The organism is Helicobacter sp. 12S02634-8 (assembly GCF_002272865.1).
Lineage (GTDB): Bacteria > Campylobacterota > Campylobacteria > Campylobacterales > Helicobacteraceae > Helicobacter_J.
Genome location: NZ_MLAP01000005.1, coordinates 126,035 through 148,870, shown reverse-complemented (window position 1 = coordinate 148,870; position 22,836 = coordinate 126,035). Strand labels below are relative to the sequence as shown.

The 22,836-nt window shown below is 41.2% G+C and carries 20 protein-coding genes and 1 pseudogene; 8 read left to right on the top strand and 13 right to left on the bottom strand.

Going from position 1 to position 22,836, the window contains the following annotated elements; genetic code table 11:
- Positions 1-269: 269 nt before the first annotated feature.
- Both BKH46_RS09395 and BKH46_RS04715 read right to left on the bottom strand, forming a co-directional pair.
- On the bottom strand, positions 270-479 hold the full coding sequence (locus tag BKH46_RS09395) for a hypothetical protein (RefSeq protein WP_143428910.1): 210 nt from the start codon (positions 477-479) through the stop codon (positions 270-272).
- 676 nt (positions 480-1,155) lie between these two features.
- Positions 1,156-1,839: a DUF6492 family protein gene (locus tag BKH46_RS04715; RefSeq protein WP_343286592.1), complete on the bottom strand. Its 684-nt coding sequence runs from the start codon at positions 1,837-1,839 to the stop codon at positions 1,156-1,158.
- Positions 1,840-2,589: 750 nt separating this feature from the next.
- Between BKH46_RS04715 and moaC the strand changes: the two genes are divergently transcribed.
- The 3 genes from moaC to BKH46_RS04700 are packed head-to-tail and all read left to right on the top strand — an operon-like array spanning position 2,590 to position 4,944.
- Positions 2,590-3,069, top strand: coding sequence for a cyclic pyranopterin monophosphate synthase MoaC (moaC, locus tag BKH46_RS04710; RefSeq protein ID WP_095225682.1), 480 nt, complete (start codon positions 2,590-2,592; stop codon positions 3,067-3,069).
- A 16-nt stretch (positions 3,070-3,085) separates the two neighbouring features.
- Positions 3,086-3,766: a phosphoribosylglycinamide formyltransferase gene (gene purN / locus BKH46_RS04705; protein WP_095225692.1), complete on the top strand. Its 681-nt coding sequence runs from the start codon at positions 3,086-3,088 to the stop codon at positions 3,764-3,766.
- Positions 3,763-4,944 carry a cation:proton antiporter gene (locus tag BKH46_RS04700; RefSeq protein WP_172402561.1) on the top strand — a complete coding sequence of 394 codons (1,182 nt, stop codon included), beginning with the start codon at positions 3,763-3,765 and terminating at the stop codon, positions 4,942-4,944. Before purN ends, BKH46_RS04700 begins: the two co-directional genes overlap by 4 nt.
- Positions 4,945-4,947: 3 nt before the next feature.
- Here BKH46_RS04700 and BKH46_RS04695 read toward each other — a convergent pair whose 3' ends face one another.
- The 7 genes from BKH46_RS04695 to flhA form a co-directional block, all read right to left on the bottom strand.
- Entirely contained in the window at positions 4,948-5,628 is a 681-nt protein-coding gene (locus BKH46_RS04695) for a hypothetical protein (RefSeq protein ID WP_095225680.1), read from the bottom strand.
- Between the two features lie 30 nt (positions 5,629-5,658).
- A complete protein-coding gene (locus tag BKH46_RS04690) occupies positions 5,659-6,036 on the bottom strand; it encodes a GtrA family protein (protein ID WP_095225679.1) in 378 nt (125 codons plus the stop codon).
- A complete protein-coding gene (locus BKH46_RS04685) occupies positions 6,023-7,606 on the bottom strand; it encodes a hypothetical protein (RefSeq protein WP_095225678.1) in 1,584 nt (527 codons plus the stop codon). Before BKH46_RS04685 ends, BKH46_RS04690 begins: the two co-directional genes overlap by 14 nt.
- A complete protein-coding gene (locus tag BKH46_RS04680) occupies positions 7,593-8,657 on the bottom strand; it encodes a glycosyltransferase family 2 protein (protein ID WP_095225677.1) in 1,065 nt (354 codons plus the stop codon). Before BKH46_RS04680 ends, BKH46_RS04685 begins: the two co-directional genes overlap by 14 nt.
- Before the next feature lie 199 nt (positions 8,658-8,856).
- The gene (locus BKH46_RS04675) at positions 8,857-9,087 is read right to left on the bottom strand and encodes a hypothetical protein (protein WP_095225676.1); all 231 of its coding nucleotides are present in this window, start codon (positions 9,085-9,087) and stop codon (positions 8,857-8,859) included.
- 15 nt (positions 9,088-9,102) lie between these two features.
- Complete coding sequence (locus BKH46_RS04670) at positions 9,103-10,179, bottom strand: DHHA1 domain-containing protein (RefSeq protein ID WP_095225675.1); 1,077 nt, start codon at positions 10,177-10,179, stop codon at positions 9,103-9,105.
- Between the two features lies 1 nt (position 10,180).
- Positions 10,181-12,400, bottom strand: a complete 2,220-nt coding sequence (gene flhA, locus BKH46_RS04665) for a flagellar biosynthesis protein FlhA (protein ID WP_095225691.1) — start codon at positions 12,398-12,400, stop codon at positions 10,181-10,183.
- Between the two features lie 127 nt (positions 12,401-12,527).
- On the opposite strand from flhA, the gene rpsO reads away from it, so the two are divergent.
- Together rpsO and BKH46_RS04655 are read left to right on the top strand one after the other, a co-directional pair.
- Positions 12,528-12,800 carry a 30S ribosomal protein S15 gene (gene rpsO / locus BKH46_RS04660; RefSeq protein ID WP_095225674.1) on the top strand — a complete coding sequence of 91 codons (273 nt, stop codon included), beginning with the start codon at positions 12,528-12,530 and terminating at the stop codon, positions 12,798-12,800.
- Positions 12,801-14,171, top strand: coding sequence for an O-antigen ligase family protein (locus tag BKH46_RS04655; protein ID WP_095225673.1), 1,371 nt, complete (start codon positions 12,801-12,803; stop codon positions 14,169-14,171). It abuts the gene before it with no gap.
- A gap of 32 nt (positions 14,172-14,203) precedes the next feature.
- Here BKH46_RS04655 and BKH46_RS04650 read toward each other — a convergent pair whose 3' ends face one another.
- The 4 genes and pseudogenes from BKH46_RS04650 to BKH46_RS04635 form a co-directional block, all read right to left on the bottom strand.
- Positions 14,204-15,178, bottom strand: coding sequence for a glycosyl transferase family 90 (locus BKH46_RS04650; RefSeq protein WP_095225672.1), 975 nt, complete (start codon positions 15,176-15,178; stop codon positions 14,204-14,206).
- Positions 15,178-16,326 carry a glycosyltransferase family 9 protein gene (locus tag BKH46_RS04645; RefSeq protein ID WP_095225671.1) on the bottom strand — a complete coding sequence of 383 codons (1,149 nt, stop codon included), beginning with the start codon at positions 16,324-16,326 and terminating at the stop codon, positions 15,178-15,180. The genes BKH46_RS04650 and BKH46_RS04645 overlap by 1 nt, the downstream gene beginning before the upstream one ends.
- Before the next feature lie 106 nt (positions 16,327-16,432).
- Positions 16,433-17,554, bottom strand: a complete 1,122-nt coding sequence (locus tag BKH46_RS09665; protein ID WP_095225670.1) for a restriction endonuclease subunit S — start codon at positions 17,552-17,554, stop codon at positions 16,433-16,435.
- A gap of 59 nt (positions 17,555-17,613) precedes the next feature.
- Positions 17,614-19,649, bottom strand: a pseudogene (locus tag BKH46_RS04635) (N-6 DNA methylase).
- A gap of 226 nt (positions 19,650-19,875) precedes the next feature.
- Between BKH46_RS04635 and BKH46_RS04630 the strand changes: the two are divergent.
- The 3 genes from BKH46_RS04630 to BKH46_RS04620 all read left to right on the top strand — a co-directional run bounded on the left by BKH46_RS04630 (position 19,876) and on the right by BKH46_RS04620 (position 22,831).
- Entirely contained in the window at positions 19,876-21,144 is a 1,269-nt protein-coding gene (locus BKH46_RS04630) for an MFS transporter (protein ID WP_095225669.1), read from the top strand.
- Positions 21,145-21,286: 142 nt separating this feature from the next.
- On the top strand, positions 21,287-22,012 hold the full coding sequence (locus tag BKH46_RS04625; RefSeq protein ID WP_095225668.1) for an amino acid ABC transporter ATP-binding protein: 726 nt from the start codon (positions 21,287-21,289) through the stop codon (positions 22,010-22,012).
- Between the two features lie 24 nt (positions 22,013-22,036).
- Positions 22,037-22,831 carry a transporter substrate-binding domain-containing protein gene (locus tag BKH46_RS04620; protein ID WP_095225667.1) on the top strand — a complete coding sequence of 265 codons (795 nt, stop codon included), beginning with the start codon at positions 22,037-22,039 and terminating at the stop codon, positions 22,829-22,831.
- Positions 22,832-22,836: the final 5 nt, after the last annotated feature.

Genomic DNA, 22,836 nt, shown 5'->3' with positions numbered 1-22,836 from the left:
TAACTGAAACTAACTATTCTTCAAACCATCTTTTAAAGCTCTAAAAACACCTTTTAAATCAACTTTAAATCGTATTAAATAACAATAATGCCAAGGTCTTGCTCTTAATTCAAAAGCTCTTTTATTCTTTAATTTCAAAAAGACTTTTGTTTTCTTTAAATCAAAAAAGGGGTTTAACCACCCCTAACACAATGGGTGGGTGGGTCAAGACCTTAACCCCGAAAAAACTCTTTTGGATTGCAAAATCCTTTTGCTTACGCATTAAGGGGCTAAAGGGGGCTGACTTGAGCTTTGCGCCCCCTAAATCCCCTTAAAAACCCCTTTGCCCCTGCACGCAAAGGCGAAATACAAAAATGCAAGGATAGAAAACCTCGGATTGCTGCGTGTTCGCTCGCCCTTGCGTGGTGCAAAAAGACAGATTTAAGACTACAGTAGTGCGAACCTCTAAAAATGAGTTGATGAGAAGCTTTGCTTATCATAACTCTATCCTTTAGGAGCGCAAGAGGGCTTAGCTCTCTGTAGTGGTCTTAGGATTTCATAAAGAAATCCCAATGAAATTAAATAGGGGAGAAAGCGAGCTTCCCCTCCTTGTTTGCCGAAAAAAAGAGTTTTTTCGGGGTAAAGGAGGGGGCAGGGGAGGATAAACCCCTTTTTTGAAATTAAAAAAGTATTTTTAAAAAAGAGAAATAAAAAGCCTTTTTAGCTTCTTAAATTGAAAGAGTAGGTCTTAGGATTTGCAAAAATCCCAATGAAAATAGATAGGGGAGGAAAGCGAGCTTCCCCTCCTTGTTTGCCGAAAAAAGAGTTTTTTTTCGGGGCTAAGGTCTTGACCCACCCACCCATTGTGTTAGGGGTGGTTAACCCCCCCCCCCCTTTTTTTTTGAAAGAGAAAACAAACAATATCGCAGGCTTAGCTAAGATAAAAGCTGTGGCAAATAAAGCAATGTGCTTGCTGGCCTCTAATGTCGTATCTATGTATCTTAAGATTGTATCCAATTTGACTGAGGGGGGGGAGTGATGGGTGAATGATTAAAAATATCGATTCTGATGCATTGCTGCATTAAAAACTTTTTGAGTGGGCTTGGTTTTTAAAAAAGAGGTTTAGGCTAAGGGTGTGAGTGCTTTGAGGGGGGGTGTGAGATGTGAAAAATAGATTCAAAAATCTCTTTTGTATTGCCCTGTCTTGTGATAGATCCGTAGCAGATTTTTGACACCTAGTATTTTTCGTAAAGTTTTGTTTTGTATCCATTTGGCATATGGGGAGAGCTTGTCCCAATGGTTGAATTGCAGCATATAATAATGCTTGGCAAAGTCTTTTAAGACCTGATTATCTACTTGATCAATGGACTCAAAAAATCTCCCGCCAATTCTTAAAACAGGCAGTTGCCTAAGGTGATAGCCCCCTTTTTGATGTGCTAAGCAGTAGTTTGCATAGCACTCAAACTCCGAAAAGCTTAGTCCAAGTGGGTCTTGACCTATGATGCGTAGGATATTTTCAAAAAAATTATGCTTGTTTTGCTCCATACGCGCAATCAGCTCTTTGAGTATGGGGGATTGGAATATCATGAATTCACTCATGAATTGCATATGATGAAAATTAGGCAGTTCTAAAAGTATTTTGTTGGTAGCGATATAAGGGTGATTGGAGGGCAGATTGCCATCAAGGACATTGAAAAATATATTGTCAATCACAAGATCTCTGATGAGAAAGCAATCAGCATCAAAGCTCATATAAATATCACTCGGGGCGATCTGATAAAAACTCATTTTCAAAAATTGCTGGAAAAACCAGCCCGTGTATTGCGTGTTGATATGGAATTTGTCTAATAAATTAAAAATGTGCTGGTAATTGAGCGTGCCAAATTCTTTATTTTCATCAACAAAATGGATATGGGGACTTATAGAGGAGATTTGGGCTTGGCAGTCTTGGTGGGCGATGATGTAGATATCAGATGGCTTGAGTTTTCTGTGGGTATGGGGGTTTGGGGTTAGAGGGGTGCAGGAGCGTGTTTTGAGCTGTGAGAGGACTTGAGGGTCGATGATGTATTGATCTTGTTTGTTATCAAATGTAAAGGTGTATCGGGGGGGGGGGGGTCAAATATGTAGCTATATCTTTGCTGATATAGATGTGAGTGAGTAGAGAATCAACGCAAGCTTTAAGTGCGTGTAGGTCTTTTTTGGCGATGGGGATAACAAGGCAAAAATTTTTCATCGTTATATCCTTTTTGTGATTTTAACACAGATTGCTGATAAATTTTGTCTGGAGGGGTGTGCTATTTGGGTGATAGCCCAAGTAACAAAGGCAAAATGTTACAAATAGTAATAAATAATTTTCATATTGAAATATTTGTATTGATATATTATTTATAAAATCTTTTATGATAAAATAAATCATCTGACATAAATTATTATATCAGATAAACGGAAGCAAGTAAAACGGTTTGTTTCTAAACTCCTGGATTTTTTGTAGAACTTTCTTTGCTGAGTGTCTTTGATTGGGGCACTCAGTTTTTTATCTGCAATCTTTATCTCAAACATCATCTCAAACATAGTAAAATACATTTCACATACCAACACATAAGGCTATCGATGAAACTCAGCCATTTGAACGCACAAAACCACCCAACAATGGTCGATGTAGGTGCTAAAAGCCCTACAGATCGTATCGCTTGTGCGAGTGGAAAAATCACAATGAACGCCCAAGCTTTTCAAGCAGTGATCGAACAGAAAGCACACAAAGGCCCTGTTTTGCAAACAGCGATTATCGCAGCGATTATGGGGGCTAAGAAAACAAGCGAACTGATACCTATGTGCCACCCTTTGTTTCTCTCTGGAGTCGATGTGCGTATCGATGAAGACAGGGAGTGTCATACCTTTACTTTGTATGCTTCTGTCAAGACTCAAGGCAAGACGGGCGTGGAGATGGAGGCTTTGATGAGCGTGAGTATTGGGCTTTTGACTATCTATGATATGGTTAAGGCTTTGGATAAATCGATGGTGATATCTGCTATCACATTAGAATCAAAAAGTGGGGGAAAAAGCGGGGATTATCATAGAAAAGAGCCATAAAAGCCAAGAGAGGCTTATGGGGCAATGCGCGCAAGTGCCCAAAGACTTTTATGATAAAATAACACATCAAAAACTTGCTGATAAGGGATATGGATTGGAAGAGTTGGGATTGGTGGTTTTATTCAGTGGCAATGGGAGCAATATGCAAAATATCATCGAAAGCTTGCATGACCGATATTATTTGCATGACACACAAAAAGTCCAGCTCAAAATCCTAGCTTGTATCACCAACAACCCCGCAGCCTATGGTATCAAACGCTGCGAGTCTTTGGGTATAAAATGTGAGGTCTTATCGCATAAAGATTTTAGCTGTAGGGAGGATTTTGATCGGGCTTTGAGTGGGCTTGTGGAGGGGTATTGTCCTGTGTTGGTCGTGTTAGCGGGGTTCATGCGGGTCTTGACTCCTGTTTTTACCCAGAAACATCGCTGTATCAATATCCACCCCTCCTTGCTCCCTAGACACAAAGGCGCACAAGCAATACGAGATAGCTATGAGAGTGCTGAGGATTTTGGGGGAGTGAGCGTGCATTGGGTCAATGAGGTTTTAGATGGAGGTGCGCTGATTTTACAAGAGAGTGTTCCTAAAATAGCAGGCGAGAGTTTTGAATCGTTTGAAAACAGAATCCATCAGCTAGAATATGCGCTGTATCCTCGGGCGATTTTAGAGGCCTTGGGGCTTAGAGAGGGTGGTGTGTGATGGCTAGTTTATTCACCTTTGCAATCATTGCGATTTTAATCCTCATCGCCCCTTATGTGAGCAAGCTGACTAAGATCCCCATTGTTGTAGTCGAGATTGTTTTGGGGGCGTTGGGCTATTATTTTGGTATTTTCAAGCACTCTGAAGGGCTGACAATCGTTGCAGAAGTGGGGTTTTTGTTTTTGATGTTTTTGTGCGGTATGGAAGTGGATTTGCGTGGGTTCAAGCAGTTAGGTAAGGAATTTTTAAAAAAAGCAGGTATGTATTTTCTTGTTTTGTATGTCGTAGCGACTTCAGCAGTCCTTATCCTCAAGCTCCCTCCAATCTACATTGCAGCATTTCCTGTGATGAGCTTGGGAATGATTATGGCGCTTATTAAAGATTATGGCAAAAATATGCCTTGGTTGGATCTTGCTTTAAAGATTGGTATTATCGGAGAGCTTGTCAGTATCGCTGTTTTGGTGATTATTAACGGCTCGTATTCTTATGGATTGACGATAGAGCTTTATAAGACCTTGGCTGTGTTGTTGTTGTTTTTGCTTGTGATTGTGGGGTTGTTCCAGTTAGGCAAGATATTGTTTTGGTGGTTTCCAAATCTCAAGCTATTTATCATGCCTTATAATGATGAAAACAACCAAGATATTCGTTTCAGTATGATGTTGTTTTTTGGATTGATTGTGATTGTGATGTGGCTGGGGTTGGAGATTGTTTTGGGAGCGTTTTTAGCAGGTATGGTGGTAGCGACTTTTTTCCCGTATAAACACGAATTGGTCCATAAGCTCAATGATATTGGGTTTGGCTTTTTTGTGCCGTTATTTTTTGTGCACGTGGGTTCTACTCTGGATTTGTCTTTGGTGTTGCATACTCCGAGTTTGCTAGCTCATGGGGCTTTTATCGTGGTGGGAATGATTTCTTTGCGCCTAGTGTCTGCGACCATTGCTTTTAGGAAATATTTCAAAAATGCTAAAAATACCGTGCTGTTTGCCTTGAGCGATTCGATGCCCTTGACATTTTTGGTTGCTACAGCAGCGCTGGGTCTGCAGCTTGGGGCGATGGATCAGAATACTTATTATTCATTTTTGTTAGCTGCGATTTTTGAGGGCGTTATTTTTACGATACTCATCAAGGTGATTTATGTGTTTTGGAAAGTCCCCCATAGACCCAAAAAGAAGCCTTAAGGGCTAGTTTTTTTGGATATTGATATCAAAGCGATGCACATCTTTGCCTAAGGATACTTTGAGTTCTAGTGTCCCTGTGTGGATTTTTTTTGTATCGATTGCGATGAAACCTCCCTTGGCTTTGATCTCTACACTCAAGGTTGTTTTGCGTAGGTAGTTTGTTGCCATAATCTTGCGTGCTTCTCTTTGTTCTTGGATCATTTGCTGGGTTTGAGAATCATCGATAAGAAAGGGATTGAAGAGCATATTATAGGCCAAAAAGCCCCCGCGACCATAGTAAAAAATAGGCGTGATGATATTGGTCGTAGAGACTGAGGAGGGGGGTGTGGGGATACCAAAGTCTTGTAAAATATCGCTGAAATCATAGCTGGATTTGAGAATTTGTGCGTAAGTGAGGATAGGGAGGGGTTGGTTATTTTGAGAAGCAGAGATATTGTCTGTGTCTAAAATCACTTCATTGCCCTCTAAAATCTGCGCGCCCACATAGACAACAAGGGGTGGGTGGGAGATCCCTCCAAGATGGCTTTGAGAAATTTCAATTTGGACTTTGGAGCTTGGCTTGATGGAGTCTAAAATCTCAACGCCTTTGTCATAGCGCGTGATGTTTTGGGGCGTGATGGTATAGCTCGCGCAGCCTGTGATAGCAAACAAAAGCAGCAATATAGAGTAAAAGTTTTTTTTCATCTGATACCTTTAAGTGTTTTTTGTATTTTATTATAAGCTTTTAAATGCCCAAAATTTACTCAGACAATATCCACTTAAAGTATAAGCAACCCCTGCGATGATTTGGGAAAGATAGGCGTTGATATGTAAAAGGCGATAGCAGACCAACAAGATGAGTAGATTGACCCCATAAGCAATACCCATAGCGAGTAAGAAGCGTAAAAAATCTCTTTTGTGGGGATTTTTAGATTTAAAGGTAAAAGTTTTATTTAATAAATAAGAACAGATAAGACCGCAGATATAGCCAAGCAGATTAGCCAATTCTGCTCCCCAACCCACATACATTAGGGCAAAAATCACTCCAAAGCCCAAAGCTGTATTCACCCCGCCAACCAAGAGATAGCGCAGAAGCGAATTAACGGACTTCATAGACATAAAAATACAAGGGCAGACCAAAGTTATTGTGATTGACCCCGATAGTGTTTTGTGGATAGAAGTGATTGTAGAAATATTTGGCAATATTTTTGATACCTATTTTAGGGATATTCCAGCCTTTGTGTGCGAGGAATAATAGGGGGTAGTTTTTTTGTTTGAGGGCTTTTATCGTAGGATAGAAGGCATCATCGCTATAAGGGGTGAGTATCAGCAGATCCCCTGTTTTGGGCTTGGAGATAAGATTGTTTTGGAATAATGTATAGGGGCTTGTAGGATCAGGGGCGCTTAAAAGTGGGTTGTCGATGGGGAGGTCTGAGGCAAAATCAAAGTCTTTGGCTCCATAAAATTTGAGCCATCGAATAAAGCTTGTATAAACTTCTGTGCCCGAAGCTCTATTGACCCCTTGTAGATATATTGTTGTGCCATTGTGCGTGCGTGTGTAATCTGTGAGAAAGCTTAGGGTGGATTGAAAATTTTGAGGGACAAATTTATAATGCGCAAAGGTATATATGAAGCTTGGCAAGGTGCTGATTCCATAGAGAAAGATACAGAGGGCAAAGAGGATTTTAACAAACTTATATTTGAAATACTCGATGAAATATGCCACCAAGGGCACGAGGAAGAAAATATAAGTAGGGAGAGGGTAGTGGTAGTTGGCAATACCGAGCTTGAGATAAGCGAACATAAAAACAAGCCCTGCGATGAGTGCTGCGTCAAAAACGGGGTGGAAGCTTGCTTTATTTTTGAGCACAAGCCATAGCTTGAGGGAAATAAAACTTAAAGGAGCAATGAGAATAATGGGATCAAAGATATAAGAAAATGTGACTTTTGCTAGTGTTGTGAGAGTATCAAGAGGGCTTGCTCCATAAAAGCTGCTATTGTTTTTAGCAGACCAGATGATTCCAAGATAAATGCATAGCCAAATAGCACTTACAAATAGCAAGGAAATATCAAAGATTTTGGAGGCTTTTGAGGAGGTTTTATAAGCAAATAAAAAATGGAATAATGCAAATACGCCTATTAAAATAAAAGCTGTTTCTTTATAAAACATCGCTATAAAGCCCATCAATACGCCTATGCAAGCATAGATGGGCTTTTGTTTATGACAAAAAAGTGTATAAGAGAGCATAAAAAGACTCAAGAATACTATTTCCATCTTCTCAGGCACAAAAAGTCGTAAAAATGCTGTAGCAAAGTTAGGAGAAATAAGAAGCACAAAGAGCGCAAAAAGATAGACAAAGCCAGAGCGCAAAGGCAGCCAGAGCCTTAAAATCGCAAGGACACAAAGGCTCACAAGCACCATCATCAAAGCATTAAAAATATAAAAAACCTTTGGAGTTGTGCCAAATATGGGGGCGATGAGATTCCATTCTTGGGCATTGAGCGGGTAAAAGCGCCCAATCTCTGGAGCGATAAAAAACGGAATCGGGTGGTGCATAAGGGTAAAAACACTCAAAGTATGGTCATCAATGACAGAAAAATCACTGCCCCATATGATACCCAGTCCATAGAGGGCTATCAAGAGAGCTAGTAATGCATGAGGAAGGTATTTATTTGCTTGCATGGGTGTCCTTGGTGTTTTGGGTATCTTTGATATTTTGAGTGTCTTTGGTATTTGGAATATTTTGGAGAAGAGAAAGGGGGCGTTGTGAGTTAGAGGCAGTGATGGAGTCTATGAGATAGGGTGGGCGTTGCTTGGTTTCTGCATAGATTTTGCCGATGTATTCTCCGATCACGCCTAAGGCTAGGAGCTGTATCCCGCCCAAAAAATATAAGGGCAGGGCGATAGAAGCCCAACCAGGGAGGGCTTGGTCTGTGAAAAGGGCGATATAAAAACTATACACACCCAGCAAAAAACTCACAAAAAACACTATCCCACCTCCAATGCTGATACAATGGAGTGGTCGGATACTAAAGCTAGTGATACCATTGATGGCTAAGGCGAGCATTTTTTTTAGAGAGTATTTAGACTCTCCTGCTGTGCGTGGTTTGACATCAAAATACACAGATTCTACTTGCGCTCCTAGCTCTAAAATCAACCCACGCAAAAAAAGATTGCTTTCTTTAAAAACCATCAATCTCTCCAAAGCCTTGCTACCTAAAAGTCTGTAGTCGGCGTGGTTTTTGATAGTGGGTGTGCCTAAAAGTTGCATCATCGTATAAAACCCATAAGCGCTCCATTTCTTGAAAAAACCATCAGTTTTTCTGTCGTTACGGATTCCTAGCACGATTTGTGCGCCTTGAGAGTATTTAGCGATAAATTCAGGGATTTTGTCTATGTCTTGTTGGAGATCTCCATCGATACTGATACAGCAATCACATCGTTTGTGTGCGTATTTGAGTCCTGCGAGCAAGGCATTTTGATGGCCATAGTTTTTGGCGAGCTTGATGAGTGTGCAAAAGGGGTGGTGGTGTGCGAAATCTTGTAAAATCACGGGGCTTTGGTCTGTGCTGCCATCATCAATGCAGATAATGAAGCTTTGTGTGGCGATAATGTTTTGGTCTTTGAGGGAGTCTAGCTTATCATATAAGGTTTGCAGGCTTGATAAAATCAAGCTTTCTTCATTATAGCAAGGCACAATGAGTGCTAATACAGGAGCGACTTGCTGCTCCATCAAACTACTCTCTCGCCCCCCCCCCCTTAAGATTTTTAGTGCTTTCTGTCATCATCAAATCCTTTTGCCCTTAAAACTTAAAATCCCCTTTATGACCCCTAAAAGATATTTGCCCCCATCTCAAAGGCAAGCTAGAAACTAGAGATTTGAGGGGATTTGTGCGTGTGATTATAGCTAGTTTGCTCTTTTCTTGCTAGAGTCAAGAGAACAAAAACCCTTTTTTAGTGCGCAAGCCCTCAATCACTGCAATGATTTCTTTTTGTCCATAGGTTTGCTCTCCATCGATAGTGTCTATCTCTTCAAGATATGCATCGATAGCTTGTGGGATATTTTCAGTCTTGACCCCAGCAAAATGCAAGGCAACCCCTAGCATATCGATGATTTCTAAAGCAAGCTCTTGGAATTCGATTGTGTCTATTGTTTGTTTCATTGTATTTTCCTTGTTTTAGTGTTTTAAAATCTGCTCCACTTGATTTTTGATATCTGCATACAAAAAGCTCTCTTTGAAGCCATCTATTTTCCCTCCTGCGGCGTTTTTATGCCCTCCACCATTGAAAAGCTCTTTACTCAAAGCGCTCACATCACATTTGCCATTAGCCCGCAAGCTCACATTTCCCCTAGACCCCACATCGATATAAAAGTCAAATTCAGGATTTTTAGTCAAAAATAAATTCGCTAGCACGCTAATCCCTCCCATCGAATAGCTCAAAAAGCCCCTTTTATCGCCATAAAATAAAGTGCATTCAGCCTTTTTCTCTGAAAGCAGGCGCACTTGTGCGTGGGAGGCGATATTATCCATCGTGGCCTTATCAGGATCGCCGCCAAGGGCTAGTTTCTTGAGTCGAAAAATCGCATTATCAAACAAAACTTCGCCATTTTCTTGCTCTAAAAATTCTCTGGCTTGCTTGAGTAAATAGAGTTTATAATCTCTGTGTTGGGTATCAAACATAAAGCGATTGAGTTCATTAGAAGTAGCGATCATACTCATAGCCACCTTGCCAAATTCAAAGCCAAAGCCGTTTTCCTTCCAAATATCTACAGAATTGATCATTTCAGTCATACGCCCTAGCCATTGCTTGTCATCGGGGTTGATGAGAGGGTAGTTTTGCATGAGGGTGTCATAGGTGATTTTGCTAGCGCACCTGTGGGTATCCAGATAATACCAATGATAGGTTTTAGCAGATTCTTCCCCGCTGATATGGTGGTCTAGCAAGCTGATTTCAATGTCTTTGCCCTCTAGGCGCATTCCATCGACACGCTCTTGGAGGTATTTGGATTCTGTGGGGGAGAGATTGAGGTCGCTGATGAGGATTAAAAATTTGCTATGTGATTTGCAATGGAATTTGTCTTCGAGCTTGGATTGTGCGCAGTTGTTGATGTTGTTTAAGATTGCGTGGATTCTTGCTAGCACTTCTTTGCCATAGTTGGCGTTATAAAAATGGATGTTTTTGAAAAAATGTCGCGATATGAGCTGACAGCCATAGCCATCAAGGTCGATATGGGATAGGTGGTGGACTTGCATTTTATTCCTTAAAATTGATATTGATATTGCCCAATACTTCATATTTAGCGTTGGTATCTAATTCAGCGTGGCTTAAGACAATGAGGTCAAGCTTGAATTGTTCCATTTTATTGGCTAATGGGCGTCTGAGCTCGGGATCTACGATGAGAATCACGGGGGCGATTCCTTTTTGGAGGACTTTCATGGATTCTTCAGAGATGGCTTCGATGAGCTTTTGCATTTCATTAGCATTGAGTAAGAGCGTCTTGCCAGAGGGCTGTTCTTTGAGCTTGCCTAGGAGGTATTGTTCGGCGTTGGTCGCGAGGGTGAGGAGCTTGAGGCTGCCATCTTCGGATTTAAAGATATTTGTAATGACGCGCGCAAGCTTGGCGCGCACTTGTTCTGTGATGATAGCGACATCATTTTGCACTAAAGGCGCAATATCTGTGATGGTTTCTAAGATAGTGAGCATATCGCGAATAGGGATTTTCTCGTGTAAAAGCTCTTGGAGGACAGAACGGATCACACCTGTGGGGATTTTTTTGGCTTCTTCGATGATAGCGGGGTAATCAGCAGAGAGTCTATCCATCAAGGATTTGACTTCATCTTTTGTGATGAATTCTTCAGCATAGCTCTTGACAAGCTCACTCATATGCGTAGCAATCACCGTGGAGGGGTCGATGATTGTATAGCCTTGCATGATTGCTTCTTCTTTGTCTTTGGGCTCAATCCAGAGCGCGTCCATTCCAAAAGCAGGCTCTTTAGTGGGGATACCATCAATTTCTTTGCCTACAAAGCCTGTATTCATAGCTAAGAATTTATCGGGCATGACACTGCCCTCACCAATGACAATGCCTTTTAGCTTGATTTCATAATGTGTCGGTGGGAGCTGGAGATTATCGCGTATGCGGATTTGGGGCATTAAAAACCCATAATCCCCAGCGATTTTTTTTCGAATACCCCGCACGCGCTCAAGCAAATCCCCGCCTTGCTTGATGTCTGCTAGTCCAATGAGCTGATAGCCCAATGCGAGCTCTAAAAGCTCGATTTTTAGGACTTCATCAATAGCTTTTTCTTCTTCTTTTTTGATTTCTTCAGGAGTTTTTTGCTGTTTGTTTATCGGGGCGTGCGTGCTTGTATCGGGGTTTGTTGTGTCATTTGAGGGGCTAGAGAGATCTAAGTCCATTTTTTGACCTAGCCATTTTTCAAATATGGCAAAAAAGTTTTTCTTATCCCCCCTAGAGATGATCCAAGCGATAAACAAAAACAAGCAGCCCACAAAGCCAAGTGAAAAAGTCGGCAACCCAGGCACGGTGGCAAATAAAAGCAGTATAGAGCCTACGATAATGAGCGTTTTGCTTTTGTCTGTGAGCTGGGTGATGAGCTTGGAGGCAAAATTTTCTTCTTCGCCTTGAGTGGTGCGAGTGGCTACGATACCTGTAGCTGTAGCGATGATGAGTGCGGGGATCTGCCCTACTAGCCCATCACCGATAGTCAGAATCGTGAAAGTCGAAGCACTAAAAGCCACGCTCATATCCCTTTGGAATACCCCTACTAAAAAGCCCCCAATGATATTGATGAGTGTGATGATGATCGAAGCGATCGCATCGCCTTTGACAAATTTGCTCGCCCCATCCATTGCGCCATAAAAGTCAGCCTCTTGTGTGAGGGCTTCACGTCGCCTTTTGGCCTCTTCGTTATCAATAAGCCCTGAGTTCAAATCTGCATCAATAGCCATTTGCTTACCGGGCATTGCATCAAGGGCAAATCTCGCGCGCACCTCTGTGACACGCGTTGAGCCGTTGGTAACGACTAAGAGATTGACAAGCACAAGAATCGTAAAGACAATTGTCCCAATCACATAATTTCCCCCAACGCTAAACTCGCCAAATGCTGCAATGATGTCACTGACAGATTCAGGGCCTTTATAGCCCTCTGTCAAAATCATTCTAGTTGTAGCGACATTGAGCGCTAGGCGATAGAGCGTAACGATTAAAAGCAATGTCGGGAAAGCCGAAAAATCTGTTGGTTTGCTGATATAAAGCCCAATGAGTATAATGAGGATTGAGAGGGCGATCGATACAATCAAGAGAAAATCGAGCAAAAAAGGTGGGAGTGGCACAATAATAATGGCTAAAATCGCAATCACAAAAGCGACCACACTCAAATCTTTGGATTGTGTGAGTCCGCGAAAAAACGGGATTGCCTTTCTGATGGCGTTTTTTTGTCTTTGGGAAGCCACTTGCAATATACCTTTTATGCCTTTGGATTAGAAACTAAAAATTATGGTGATTCTACAATCTTTAATGTAAAACTTTGCTTTTTTGATATATAATCGCGTCTTTAAAATTACCATTCAGGAGGTCATTATGGCTTTAGATACGGCGAAAAAACAAGAGATTATTGCGAAATTTTCTCGAAATGACAAGGACACAGGTTCTTCTGAAGTGCAGATCGCACTGATGAGTGTGCGGATAACAGAGCTCACAGCTCATCTTAGAGACAATCCCAAAGACCACTCTAGCAGGCTAGGACTTCTCAAGCTAGTGGGTAAAAGAAAACATCTTTTGCGATACCTCAAAAAAACCGAATATGAACGATATGCCCAACTCATCGCAGAACTAAAAATCAAGGATAGGTAGTTGTCTGACACACCGATACACCGCTCTCAAGAGAGATTGAGTGCGGTCTTGAACCTCTTAGTCTGCTTGCTTTTTATCTTTTCTTCATCGCGTTATTCTTCTCAAGGGCTTGTGCCAGTATTTTTTTTGATTTTGCTTTGTTTTTGGATCTTTGGGCGTATCACTTGGACAAGAGTGCCTAAGGGCGTGCAATGGATTGCTTATTTTTTTCTGGCAGTTTTTCTGACTATATTGCCAAATTTATTTGTCAATGGCGGCTTTGCTTATGATCGTTTCCGATCGTTTAATCTCCCCATATCTTATGCAATGGGTGCGGGGATTTTGGTATTGATGGTGGGGCTATCCGTGCGTTTGCGTTTGCAAATGATTTTTTATGCTATTTGTTTGGGTGCGTATGTCAATGGCGTTATTGGCTTTGTCCAAAAAAATATTTTAGACCTTGGGCGCGTCGATGGATTTGCAGGTATTTTTGAGTTTGCTGATTTGAGCGCTGCGATAGGGCTATGCGTATGGGCTTATTATCTCAAGCAAGAGATTGCCCTCAAAGAGAGGATTATTTTTGGTTTTGGTTTTATTTTGAGTGTGCTGACAATTATTTATACAGAGTCTAGGGGGATTATGATTGCCTTTTTTGTGGCTTGTGTGGGAATATTTTGCTTGATATTGATGTGTCAAGACAAGAATGCAATGGTATGCAAAAACTCAGTGGTATGCAAGAAATCAGTCATATGGAAGAGGGCTGCGGTGCTTTTGCTTGCTTGTTTGGCTGTCCTAGCACTCGCGCCTAAGGTCAAGGCCTCTTTATTGCGATTCCACGAAGCCAAAACAGATATAAAAAAATACGAACAATACCTAGATGTCGCTCCTGAATCCATCGCTGCAATGCCGATGGCTAGCCCTGATAATCCCTTGCTAGCTGATAATAGCATAGGGCTGAGGTTTCAGATGTGGCGAGAGTCTTGGAACGCCTTTAAAATCTCACCAATTATCGGACTGAACCCAAAAAGTCTTTGTGAGCTCAAATACCCCAGTGGAGAGTATCAAAGGCGTGATTGCTATCAGCGACTCCATAGTGAGGTGTTTAATACGCTCGCGCGCAAGGGGATTTTAGGATTGATTGCGTTGGTGGGTGTGTGGTTGAGCGTGGGGATATTTTTTCTCAAAGGGATCAAAAAGGCTTCTGAAAGACTACAATTACTCGGCGCTTGTGTTTTTGGCGTGTTGATACTTTATATCATAGGGGGTATAGGCAATGAGCCGATGAGCGCGTTTGTGGAGGGTAATTTCTTTTTGCTTTTTGTTGGGATATTTGTCAGCCTAGCTATTGAGGACAAACGGCACAATCAAGGTGGTCAAAAATTTCGGGCTTAAAAGTATCTTGAGATTTTTTAGATTTTATCAGCTTAGGAAAATAGCTCTTTTTCAAGCTTGCTGACTTCTATTTGCCCTGTGAGATAAAAATATTTACGCAGCACCAAAATAGCGATGAGGTCTTGTGTCTTTTTGTCTAAGAATTGCTTGATATAGGCATTGGCATTAGCAATGATTGCCTTAGCTTCTTTGGGGTGGGTGATAAAATACTCAAGGCGTTCGATTGTGTCGCTATAATCAGATGCGATTTGGATATAGTGATAGTTGGGTATCAATCGCCCCTCCATGAACCAAGTTTCAAATTTGGGCTTTGGCATTAGGGCTAGTGAATTTGAGCTCATGATCCACTTGAGATTACTCGCTACATCATTGCCCTCAAGCGAGAGGATAAATTTATAGGCCATGTGCTGGGGGATTGTGATTTTGTCTTTTTGCCACTGGACTAGGCCAGATATTGGCTTGCCTACATGGCCTAAGTCGCATAATGGATGTTTGAAATATTTTTGCATGAATTCTTGTCTATGGGGCTGATAGCACGCCCCGCGGAAAAATAAAATATCTTGTTTGTGCTCATAAGGGATTTTTGGCGCGGTGGTGAAGAATTTGAAATGTCTGAGTTTGTCTAAATTCAAAAGCACATTAAAGCTTGAATTTTCTTTGATGGGGCGGGATTTGCATAGGGCAGGGGTGAGAAGATTATAATTGACATCGCCATATTCTAGGTCATAAATCAAATCTTTTGGGAAAAGTCTGATGTATTCATACGCATCAAAAAAATATCTCGACCCCCTTTGGAGCAGCTCATAACGCGAGGGATTGGCAGTGGCTTGGAGCTTTGTGGGCGCAAAATCGCAGTAATAAGAGATTTTGTCTTTGAGATTATTCAGTGCGTCATCTGTGAGATTTTGGAGAGATTTTAGCTGGGATAAGAGCTTGAATCGCACTAGAGGTTGGGGCAAAAGATAGCTAATCCCTTTGAGATTGTATAAAAATGGACTTTGAAACATCAACTTTCCTCACAAATTTTGGCTTCTTTAAGGCTAGGGGCTTTGGGCGCAAGTGGTGTAGGTGGTGTAGGTAGGGGAGTTGGGGGCGTGAGCGCGTGAGCGTATTTGTGCGTGATGGTTTGATAAACTTCTTTGACACTGATCGTATCCATACACAGATAAAAGGGGCATTTGGTGCTGCAAGTCTTGCACTCAGGGAGCTTTTCTCCTGTGGGAGTATGGGGGGTTAATACGGTATGTAGGCTTGGGTCTTGGGCGAAGGGTCCCCATCTATCGGGCTTGCAAGAGCGCATGAGTGTATGGAATCCGATAGATGGGACATTGAGTGCTATCGCGCAATGCAAGGGACCAGTGCCATTGCTTAAAAACAAGACCGCTTCAGCAATGATGGCTAAAAATTCTCTCAAAGGCTTGGGGGATTCAAAAAAATGATTTTTTTGCAGCAAGGGAAAATCTGCGAGCATATTTTTATAAGTTTCTAGCTCCTTTAAAGAGCCACTGATGAGGACTTGAGCGAGATTGTTTTTGAGGATTTGCTCAGCGAGTGTGAGATAATTTCTTATCGGCCAGTCTTTTGAAGAGCCCCCACTACCGGGGTGTAGTAAAATGAATCGATATGCTTGTGTGCTGAATTTGGCCTTTAGATAAGCTTGGGCTTGGGCTTTTTCTTGGGCTGTGAGATAGATTTTTGGGAAATATGTTGTCTTGCAGCCTAGGATTTTGAGTAGGTCTAGGTTGTATTGCGCTTCGTTTTGCTTGCTTAAAGAGCGCTTTTGAATGATTTTATGCGTGAATAGCAATGCTCGCAGCTTAGAAAAAGGGCCAATACGGATAGGGATTTTGGCTAAAAACGGGACATAGCAAGCTATTTTTGAAGCAAAAAATGAAACGCTTACATCAAAATGCTGGGCTTTGATCTTTGCTACAAGCTCTTTTTGAGTGCAAGTATCTGTGAGTATGATAGCGTCTAAAAAGGGATTATTCGCCAAAAGGGGGGCTGTGTAGCTCTGCAGACCAAAGCAGACAAAGCTATTGGGATAAGCAGTCTTGATCGCTTGGGCGCATTGGATCGTGAGCGCTACATCGCCGAGTCTATCAGTCCGCAGCAAGAGAAATCGCAAAGGCGCTTCAAAGGCTAGCTGTATCATTGTCCCTCTCTAGGTGGTTTTGGATTTGTTAGAATAGCCTATTTTTGGTATTTTTGCAAAATATGATGTCTTTAGAGCTTCTTAGGGCGCGCCTAAGAGAGGGGATTTATCTTTGAGATTTTGTGATACAAGCTCGGGTTGCTTGGATTTTTTCTTGACTATAGAGCACCACATCTTTGATAACTAGCTTTTGGATCGCTGCAATCAGTGTTTCCATCAGTTGATAGTCGATTGCGTTGTTTTTGGTTGGGAGCTTAATTAAATGTCCCTTTATGTCATCTAATTTGTAACCACCTTGTTGACCATCATAAATAGAAACAAATTTTTGAATATTAGCGACAACGAAATAAGCAATAAATTTATTCCATCTTGTAAAATTTGATTTTGGAGTAATTTTATTTATATTTTGAGAACAATAATATGGTTCTTCTTGATATTTTACATATTTGTAATTTCCTATAACAGTTGCAGTAATTGTAAATGGTTCATTTGGTTCAAAATTCTGTTTTGATATTTTACCTTGAATACCATTGTCTTCAAAAGTTCTTCCAATAAAATTTATTCCAATTCTCTCGAATTCAATTGCATTACTATCGAGAGATTTTGTTCCTACTATTTCAAACATATCACCTAGTCTGAATTCTTGCCAAATTGAATTTTCGCTCCCAATATCTGAACTGCTAAAGTCGGCCAATGCCTTTTGTTCTTCGCTAGATAGTTCATAGCTATCTAGGCCGCTTGCCTTGAGGTAAGCGGCAAGTTCGCTTATGCGCTCCTCTTCGAGTTCGCTTATGCGCTCCTCTTCGAGTTCGCTTATAAAACTTTCCATAAATTCAAAATCAATTGCGTTGTTTTTTGTTGGAAGTTGGATATGTAAGCTATTGTTTTTTAAATCACTACTCGATAGTTGATTGCCGTAAGAAAAGGATTCATTTATAAAAGTTTTATTTAACATCGAAGTGACAAATAATCCCGAATTTTGCGTAAAATCTCTATCCTTTAATTTAAGGCAATGAACTTTCATCTCTAAACTTGATTTATAAGGTTGATAAAATGCATTTCCAAAGAAATTTACAGAAATATAATTTTCATTATGGCGAGCTTCTTCAATCGATTCTGTATCAAAATACCCTAAAATACCATTGTCAACATTTCTAACAGAAACTCTAGGGATTGCACCAACATTGATGTTGGTTTTTAGTAAAGAGCCTGTGGTTATTTCAAACAAATCCCCAACTCTATATTCACCCCACTCGACATTGTTTAGTTTTTCGTTGAGTGGGGAAGTTACTTTCCCGAGCTATCTTTTTGATTTTTGAGTATGTTAGACACTTCCCACGCGAGGTAATCTCCCACGGTTTTTTTGAAGTCTTCTAAACTTGGCTTTGTGTCTATGGGGGCGCTTTGGTTCCAGTCGTTTCCGTTGTTTGGGTCGATTGTGCCTTCAAAATATTCTTTTTCGCTAAAAATATTTAAGCTCTTTTTGCCGTAGCGAACGAGCTTGAATAGCTCTTCATAGCGGCCTTTTGCGTTGTCTGTATCTCTGAGGTTGCAGCTTGATTTTTTTCTATTTGAGCGCGTGTAGCCGTCATTGGAGAAATCGATGAATTTGACCGTGTCTTCTTTTTGGTGCGCTTCGCCGATTTTGAAGACATAGATATAAGTTTGGACACTTGATTTGCCTAAAAATAGATCGGGGGGCATTTTGATACTCGCTAGGAGCGTGTTTGTTTTTAGGATTTTTTGATTGTATTCTTTGGCTTTTCCAGAGCCTGCAGAGGCTTGGATAATGATGGCGCCATAGCCTTTATGCATCATCGAAAGAGCCTTTTGCACAAAGACCATACCATTGCCATCAGCTGAATAAGGAGGATTGAGCACAAAAGCATCAGCAGGAAAGCTATCAGTCCTCCCAAGGCTATAATTTCCATTGAAATTCAATGAATTTTGATTCAAGATATTTGAGCTGCCATCTCCCATCATGATCATATTTAAAATAGCGAGCATATAGACTTCTTCGATGATCTCAAGACCTAAGAGCTGCTCGGCTTTGATTTTGAGGGATTTTTCATTGAGGGCGTCGGGGGATTTGATATTTTCTTTGGCGTCTAGGAGCATTTCATGCATTGCTGCGACCAAAAGCCCCGCTGACCCAGTCGCAAAGTCCCATACATAAGAATCCCTATTGACCCTTGCGAGCTTGACTAAAAGCCTAGCGACATAAGAGGGCGTGAGGACTATGTCATTGAGTTTGTCTTGAGCAAAGCCCAGCCAACTATACATTTCATTAAAAAGCTTGCCAGCAAAATCTGTTGTCAAGCCGATTTTATAGTAGATACCCAAGTCATCTACGATTTTTGTAAAAACTCTTTTGAGCTGGCTCTCTCCGTTTTGAGCTTCATTGATATTAGCCCTAGTGAGAGGGGTTTCCAATGTTCTAGCGATCATATCTTTTTTATCAGCTGGTAATTGTTTTTCGTTTAAAAAGGCTTTGATTTTTTGAAGGATAATATCTCCATCTTTATTGCCTAGCTCTTGTGATGATTCGAGTTTTGATTTTTCAAGGGGTGCGAGCTTTCCTGGGACCCCAAGAGTTGCCATAATAGACGCAGCCACTAGATAGATACGCTCCTTTTCTCCCAGACCTTGTTCGGTTTTATAGATATCGTTATTGAGTTTTATCAGACTGGCGTCTATCTCTTGCTCTCTTTTTGCCTTGAGCTTTTCGCGCTCTTCGGGCTCTAGGTCTAAATTTTGACATTTTGCTATAAAATCTTCAAAATTTTCTTTTTTCAGAAAGGACAAATCCGAGTATTTATCCACTTCTTGCCCTAGGCCATAGTTTTTTGCTGATACCCAATAAACTGCGATTTGAGGTTCTATTTTGCCGTTGAGATCTTTACTCCCTGTGATCCCTATGGCTATGATATCTGTATATTTTGTGTAGTGGAGTAAGGCATTGGCATAATGCACAGCGCCATTGAGGGCGTATGATTTGATGTTTGCAAAGTTGGGTTCGTTTTTGTTTGTTTTGTTATCAACTTGCCCATCTTGATTGAGTTTGATGAGTTTGTCTTTATAACCTTTGCATTCGATCAAGATAGGATAGTGTTTTAGGTCTTTTTTGTTTTCGAGTAGGAGCTTGACATCAACGCGATTACCACCGCCCCCCCCCCTTTAGAATAATAGCTTTTGAGCGCATTTTCTATTTCATCACCCATATGCCCTTGCTCTAGCTGATAGGGAAGACCATAAGATTTGAGCCAAGTGCTGACTAAATCTACAACATCTGGCTCAATCGATTGTATTTTAGAAACGCGCATGATTTACCTTTCTTTTCTGTTTCTTAAGTTTTTATCTCAAAGTTTTAAATTTTATCATAGCTTATTTTGCCTTGTAAGTATCTGACAGATTTGAGTGCTTGTGCGAGGGGGGGGGTGATTATATGTTGATTATTATGCAATCAATGGTGTGTCATATGTAGATTTATATATAATTTTTATCAAGTATTTTATATTTTAGATATAAAAAGAATCAGGAGATTTGAATATGGACTCACAAAATGCCACGATTACAAAAATTTCTTATCGTTTGCTCCCGCTATTGGTGCTAGGCTATTTGATTGCGTTTATTGATCGGGTCAATGTGGGGTTTGCTATGCAGAGTATGCATATGGATCTGCATATCAGTATGGCAGCGTTTGGCTTTGGTGCGGGGTTATTTTATATCACTTATGTGCTGTTTGAGATCCCTAGCAATATGTTTTTAGAAAAAGTCGGGGCTAAGGTTTGGATTAGTCGGATTATGGTGACTTGGGGGATTGTTTCAGTGTGTGGGGCGTTGGTGAGTGGGGAGAAGTCGTTTTATCTGATACGATTGCTTTTAGGTATCGCAGAAGCGGGGTTTTTCCCAGGGATTATTTTGTATATCACTCATTGGTTCCCTCCTAAATATCGCGCGAATATCATTGCGATTTTTATGGTTTCTGTGCCCCTTTCAAGCTTCATTGGCTCACCGATTTCAGCAAGTATCATGCAGCTAGATGGGCTGTTGGGTCTGAGAGATTGGCAGCTGCTCTTTATTCTTGAGGGGATACCAGCGATTATTTTGGGTGTTTTGGTTTTTTTCTTACTCCCCAATAAACCCCAAGAGGCCAAATGGCTCACAAACACCCAAAAGCAGTGGCTTGCCTCTGAGCTGTATTCTCAGCCCAAGGGAAGCATCAGATCTGCTAGCTTCAAAAGTCTATTCAATAAAAAAATCCTTGCTCTTGCTGTGATTTATGCAGGGGCGTCGGGGGCTTCGCAATGCCTTGCGATTTGGCAGCCATCAATTCTTAATTCTTTAGGGTTTTCAGGGATTGCGATGGGCGTATTGAACGCGATTCCTTTTGGGGTGGCGTGTGTGCTGATGATTGTATGGGGTAGGTCTTCAGACACTAAGGGCGAGCGTGTGTATCATACGCAAATCCCTTTGTTGTGCGTGAGTATTTTTCTTGTTGTGATGGCTTTTGTTTTTAGTCACGCGTTTTTGGTGATGGTGTGCTTGGTTGTGGCTGTGAGTGCGACTTATATGTTTAAAGGGCCTTTTTGGGCGCTGTGTAGTGAATATCTCCCTGCTGGCTTGGTTGCCTTTGGGCTTGCTGAAATCAATGCTATCGGCAATCTAGCAGGCTTCATCGGCTCTACTCTGATTGGTATCATCAGAAGCTTTACAGGGAGCTTTACTTATGCGATGGTTCCTATTGCTTTGATCGCTCTTTTGGGTTGCACGCTTCTTTATCAAATGACCCATACGCCCAAAACAGACCAAAATTAGAGAGTTTGTGTAAAGGGGTGGTGATAGGGGGTGTTACAAAAAGTATCCTATGGGGGTGTGGGGGGTATAAAATTTGTGATAAAAATCGCCCTGAAATGATATGATGAAAAATAAATTTTAATAATTGCAACAAAGGCTTTGAGTGATTAAACTTGATCGTGTGCATAAATATTTTGGTGACCATCATGTGTTAAAAAACATCAATCTTGAGATCCAAGAAGGGGAGAGAGTGGTGATACTTGGGCCGAGCGGGTCGGGTAAAAGCACGATGATTCGGTGTATGAACGGATTAGAAGAAATCAGCGCAGGGCATATTTTTATCGATGAAATCGAGCTCACGCATAAAACCAAGCTTGAAATCGCACGCAAAAAATGCTCGATGGTATTCCAATCTTTCAATCTATACCCCCATATGAGCGTCTTGCAAAACCTTATCCTCGCTCCTATGAAAATCCAGAAAAAATCCAAAGATGAAGCGCTTGCTTTGGCTTATAAATATTTAGATGTTGTGGGTCTGAAGTCAAAAGCAGACGCTTATCCCAACACGCTCTCTGGAGGGCAGCAGCAAAGGGTCGCTATCGCAAGGGTGCTATGCACGCAAAAAAAGATTATTTTGTTTGATGAGCCCACTTCAGCCCTTGACCCTGAAACGGTTCAAGAGGTGCTTGATGTGATGAAGGAAATCTCTGGGCAGAAAAACACTACAATGGTTGTGGTGACGCATGAAATGGGCTTTGCTAGAGAGGTGGCAGATCGGGTGATTTTTATGGACGATGGGCAGATTATCGAAGAAAACACGCCCCAAGCCTTTTTTGATAGCCCCACCCAAGAGCGGGCGAAGATGTTTTTGAGTAAGATTATCAAATAAATCAATCTATCACAAAGGAAAACAATGAAAAAGTTAATCATCAGTTTGCTAGGTGCAGTGTTTGCAGTTCTAGTTGTGGCTTGCTCTTCAGGAGGAGGAGGGGCTGATAAAGGCGGGGATTTGAGTATGATCCAAAAGCGGGGCAAGCTGATTGTAGGGGTCAAAGATGATGTGCCACATTTTGGTCTAAGAGATACCAAGACAGGGCAAATCAATGGCTTTGAAATCGATATAGCAAAGATGTTAGCAAAGGCGCTTTTTGGTGATGAAAATGCCTTAGAACTTGTCCCTGTTACGGCTAAAACGCGCGGGCCTTTGCTTGATAATGGCTCTTTGGATATGGTGATTGCGACTTTTACTATCACGTCTGAAAGAAAGAGGATTTATGATTTTTCAACACCTTATTATACCGATGCTGTGGGGCTTTTAGTCAAGAAAACAAAGGGCTATAAAAGTCTTGCTGATATGAACGGCGCTACTATAGGCGTTGCGCAATCAGCCACTTCTCAGCAAGCGATCACCCAAAGAGCCCAAGAGCTAGGTATCAAAGTGAAATTTTCTGAATATGCGACTTATCCTGATATCAAAGCAGCTTTAGATTCTAATCGGATCGATGCATTTAGTGTGGATCGTTCGATTTTGTATGGTTATTTAGACGCGAGCACAGAGATACTTCCAGATAAATTTGCCCCACAAGACTATGGCATTGCTATCAAAAAATCCCACACAGACCTGCTCCATTTTGTCGATAAAATCATCAATGAAAAGAAACAAGATGGGACTTTAGAGGCGTTGATTAAAAAATGGGGATTGCAATAAGGGCA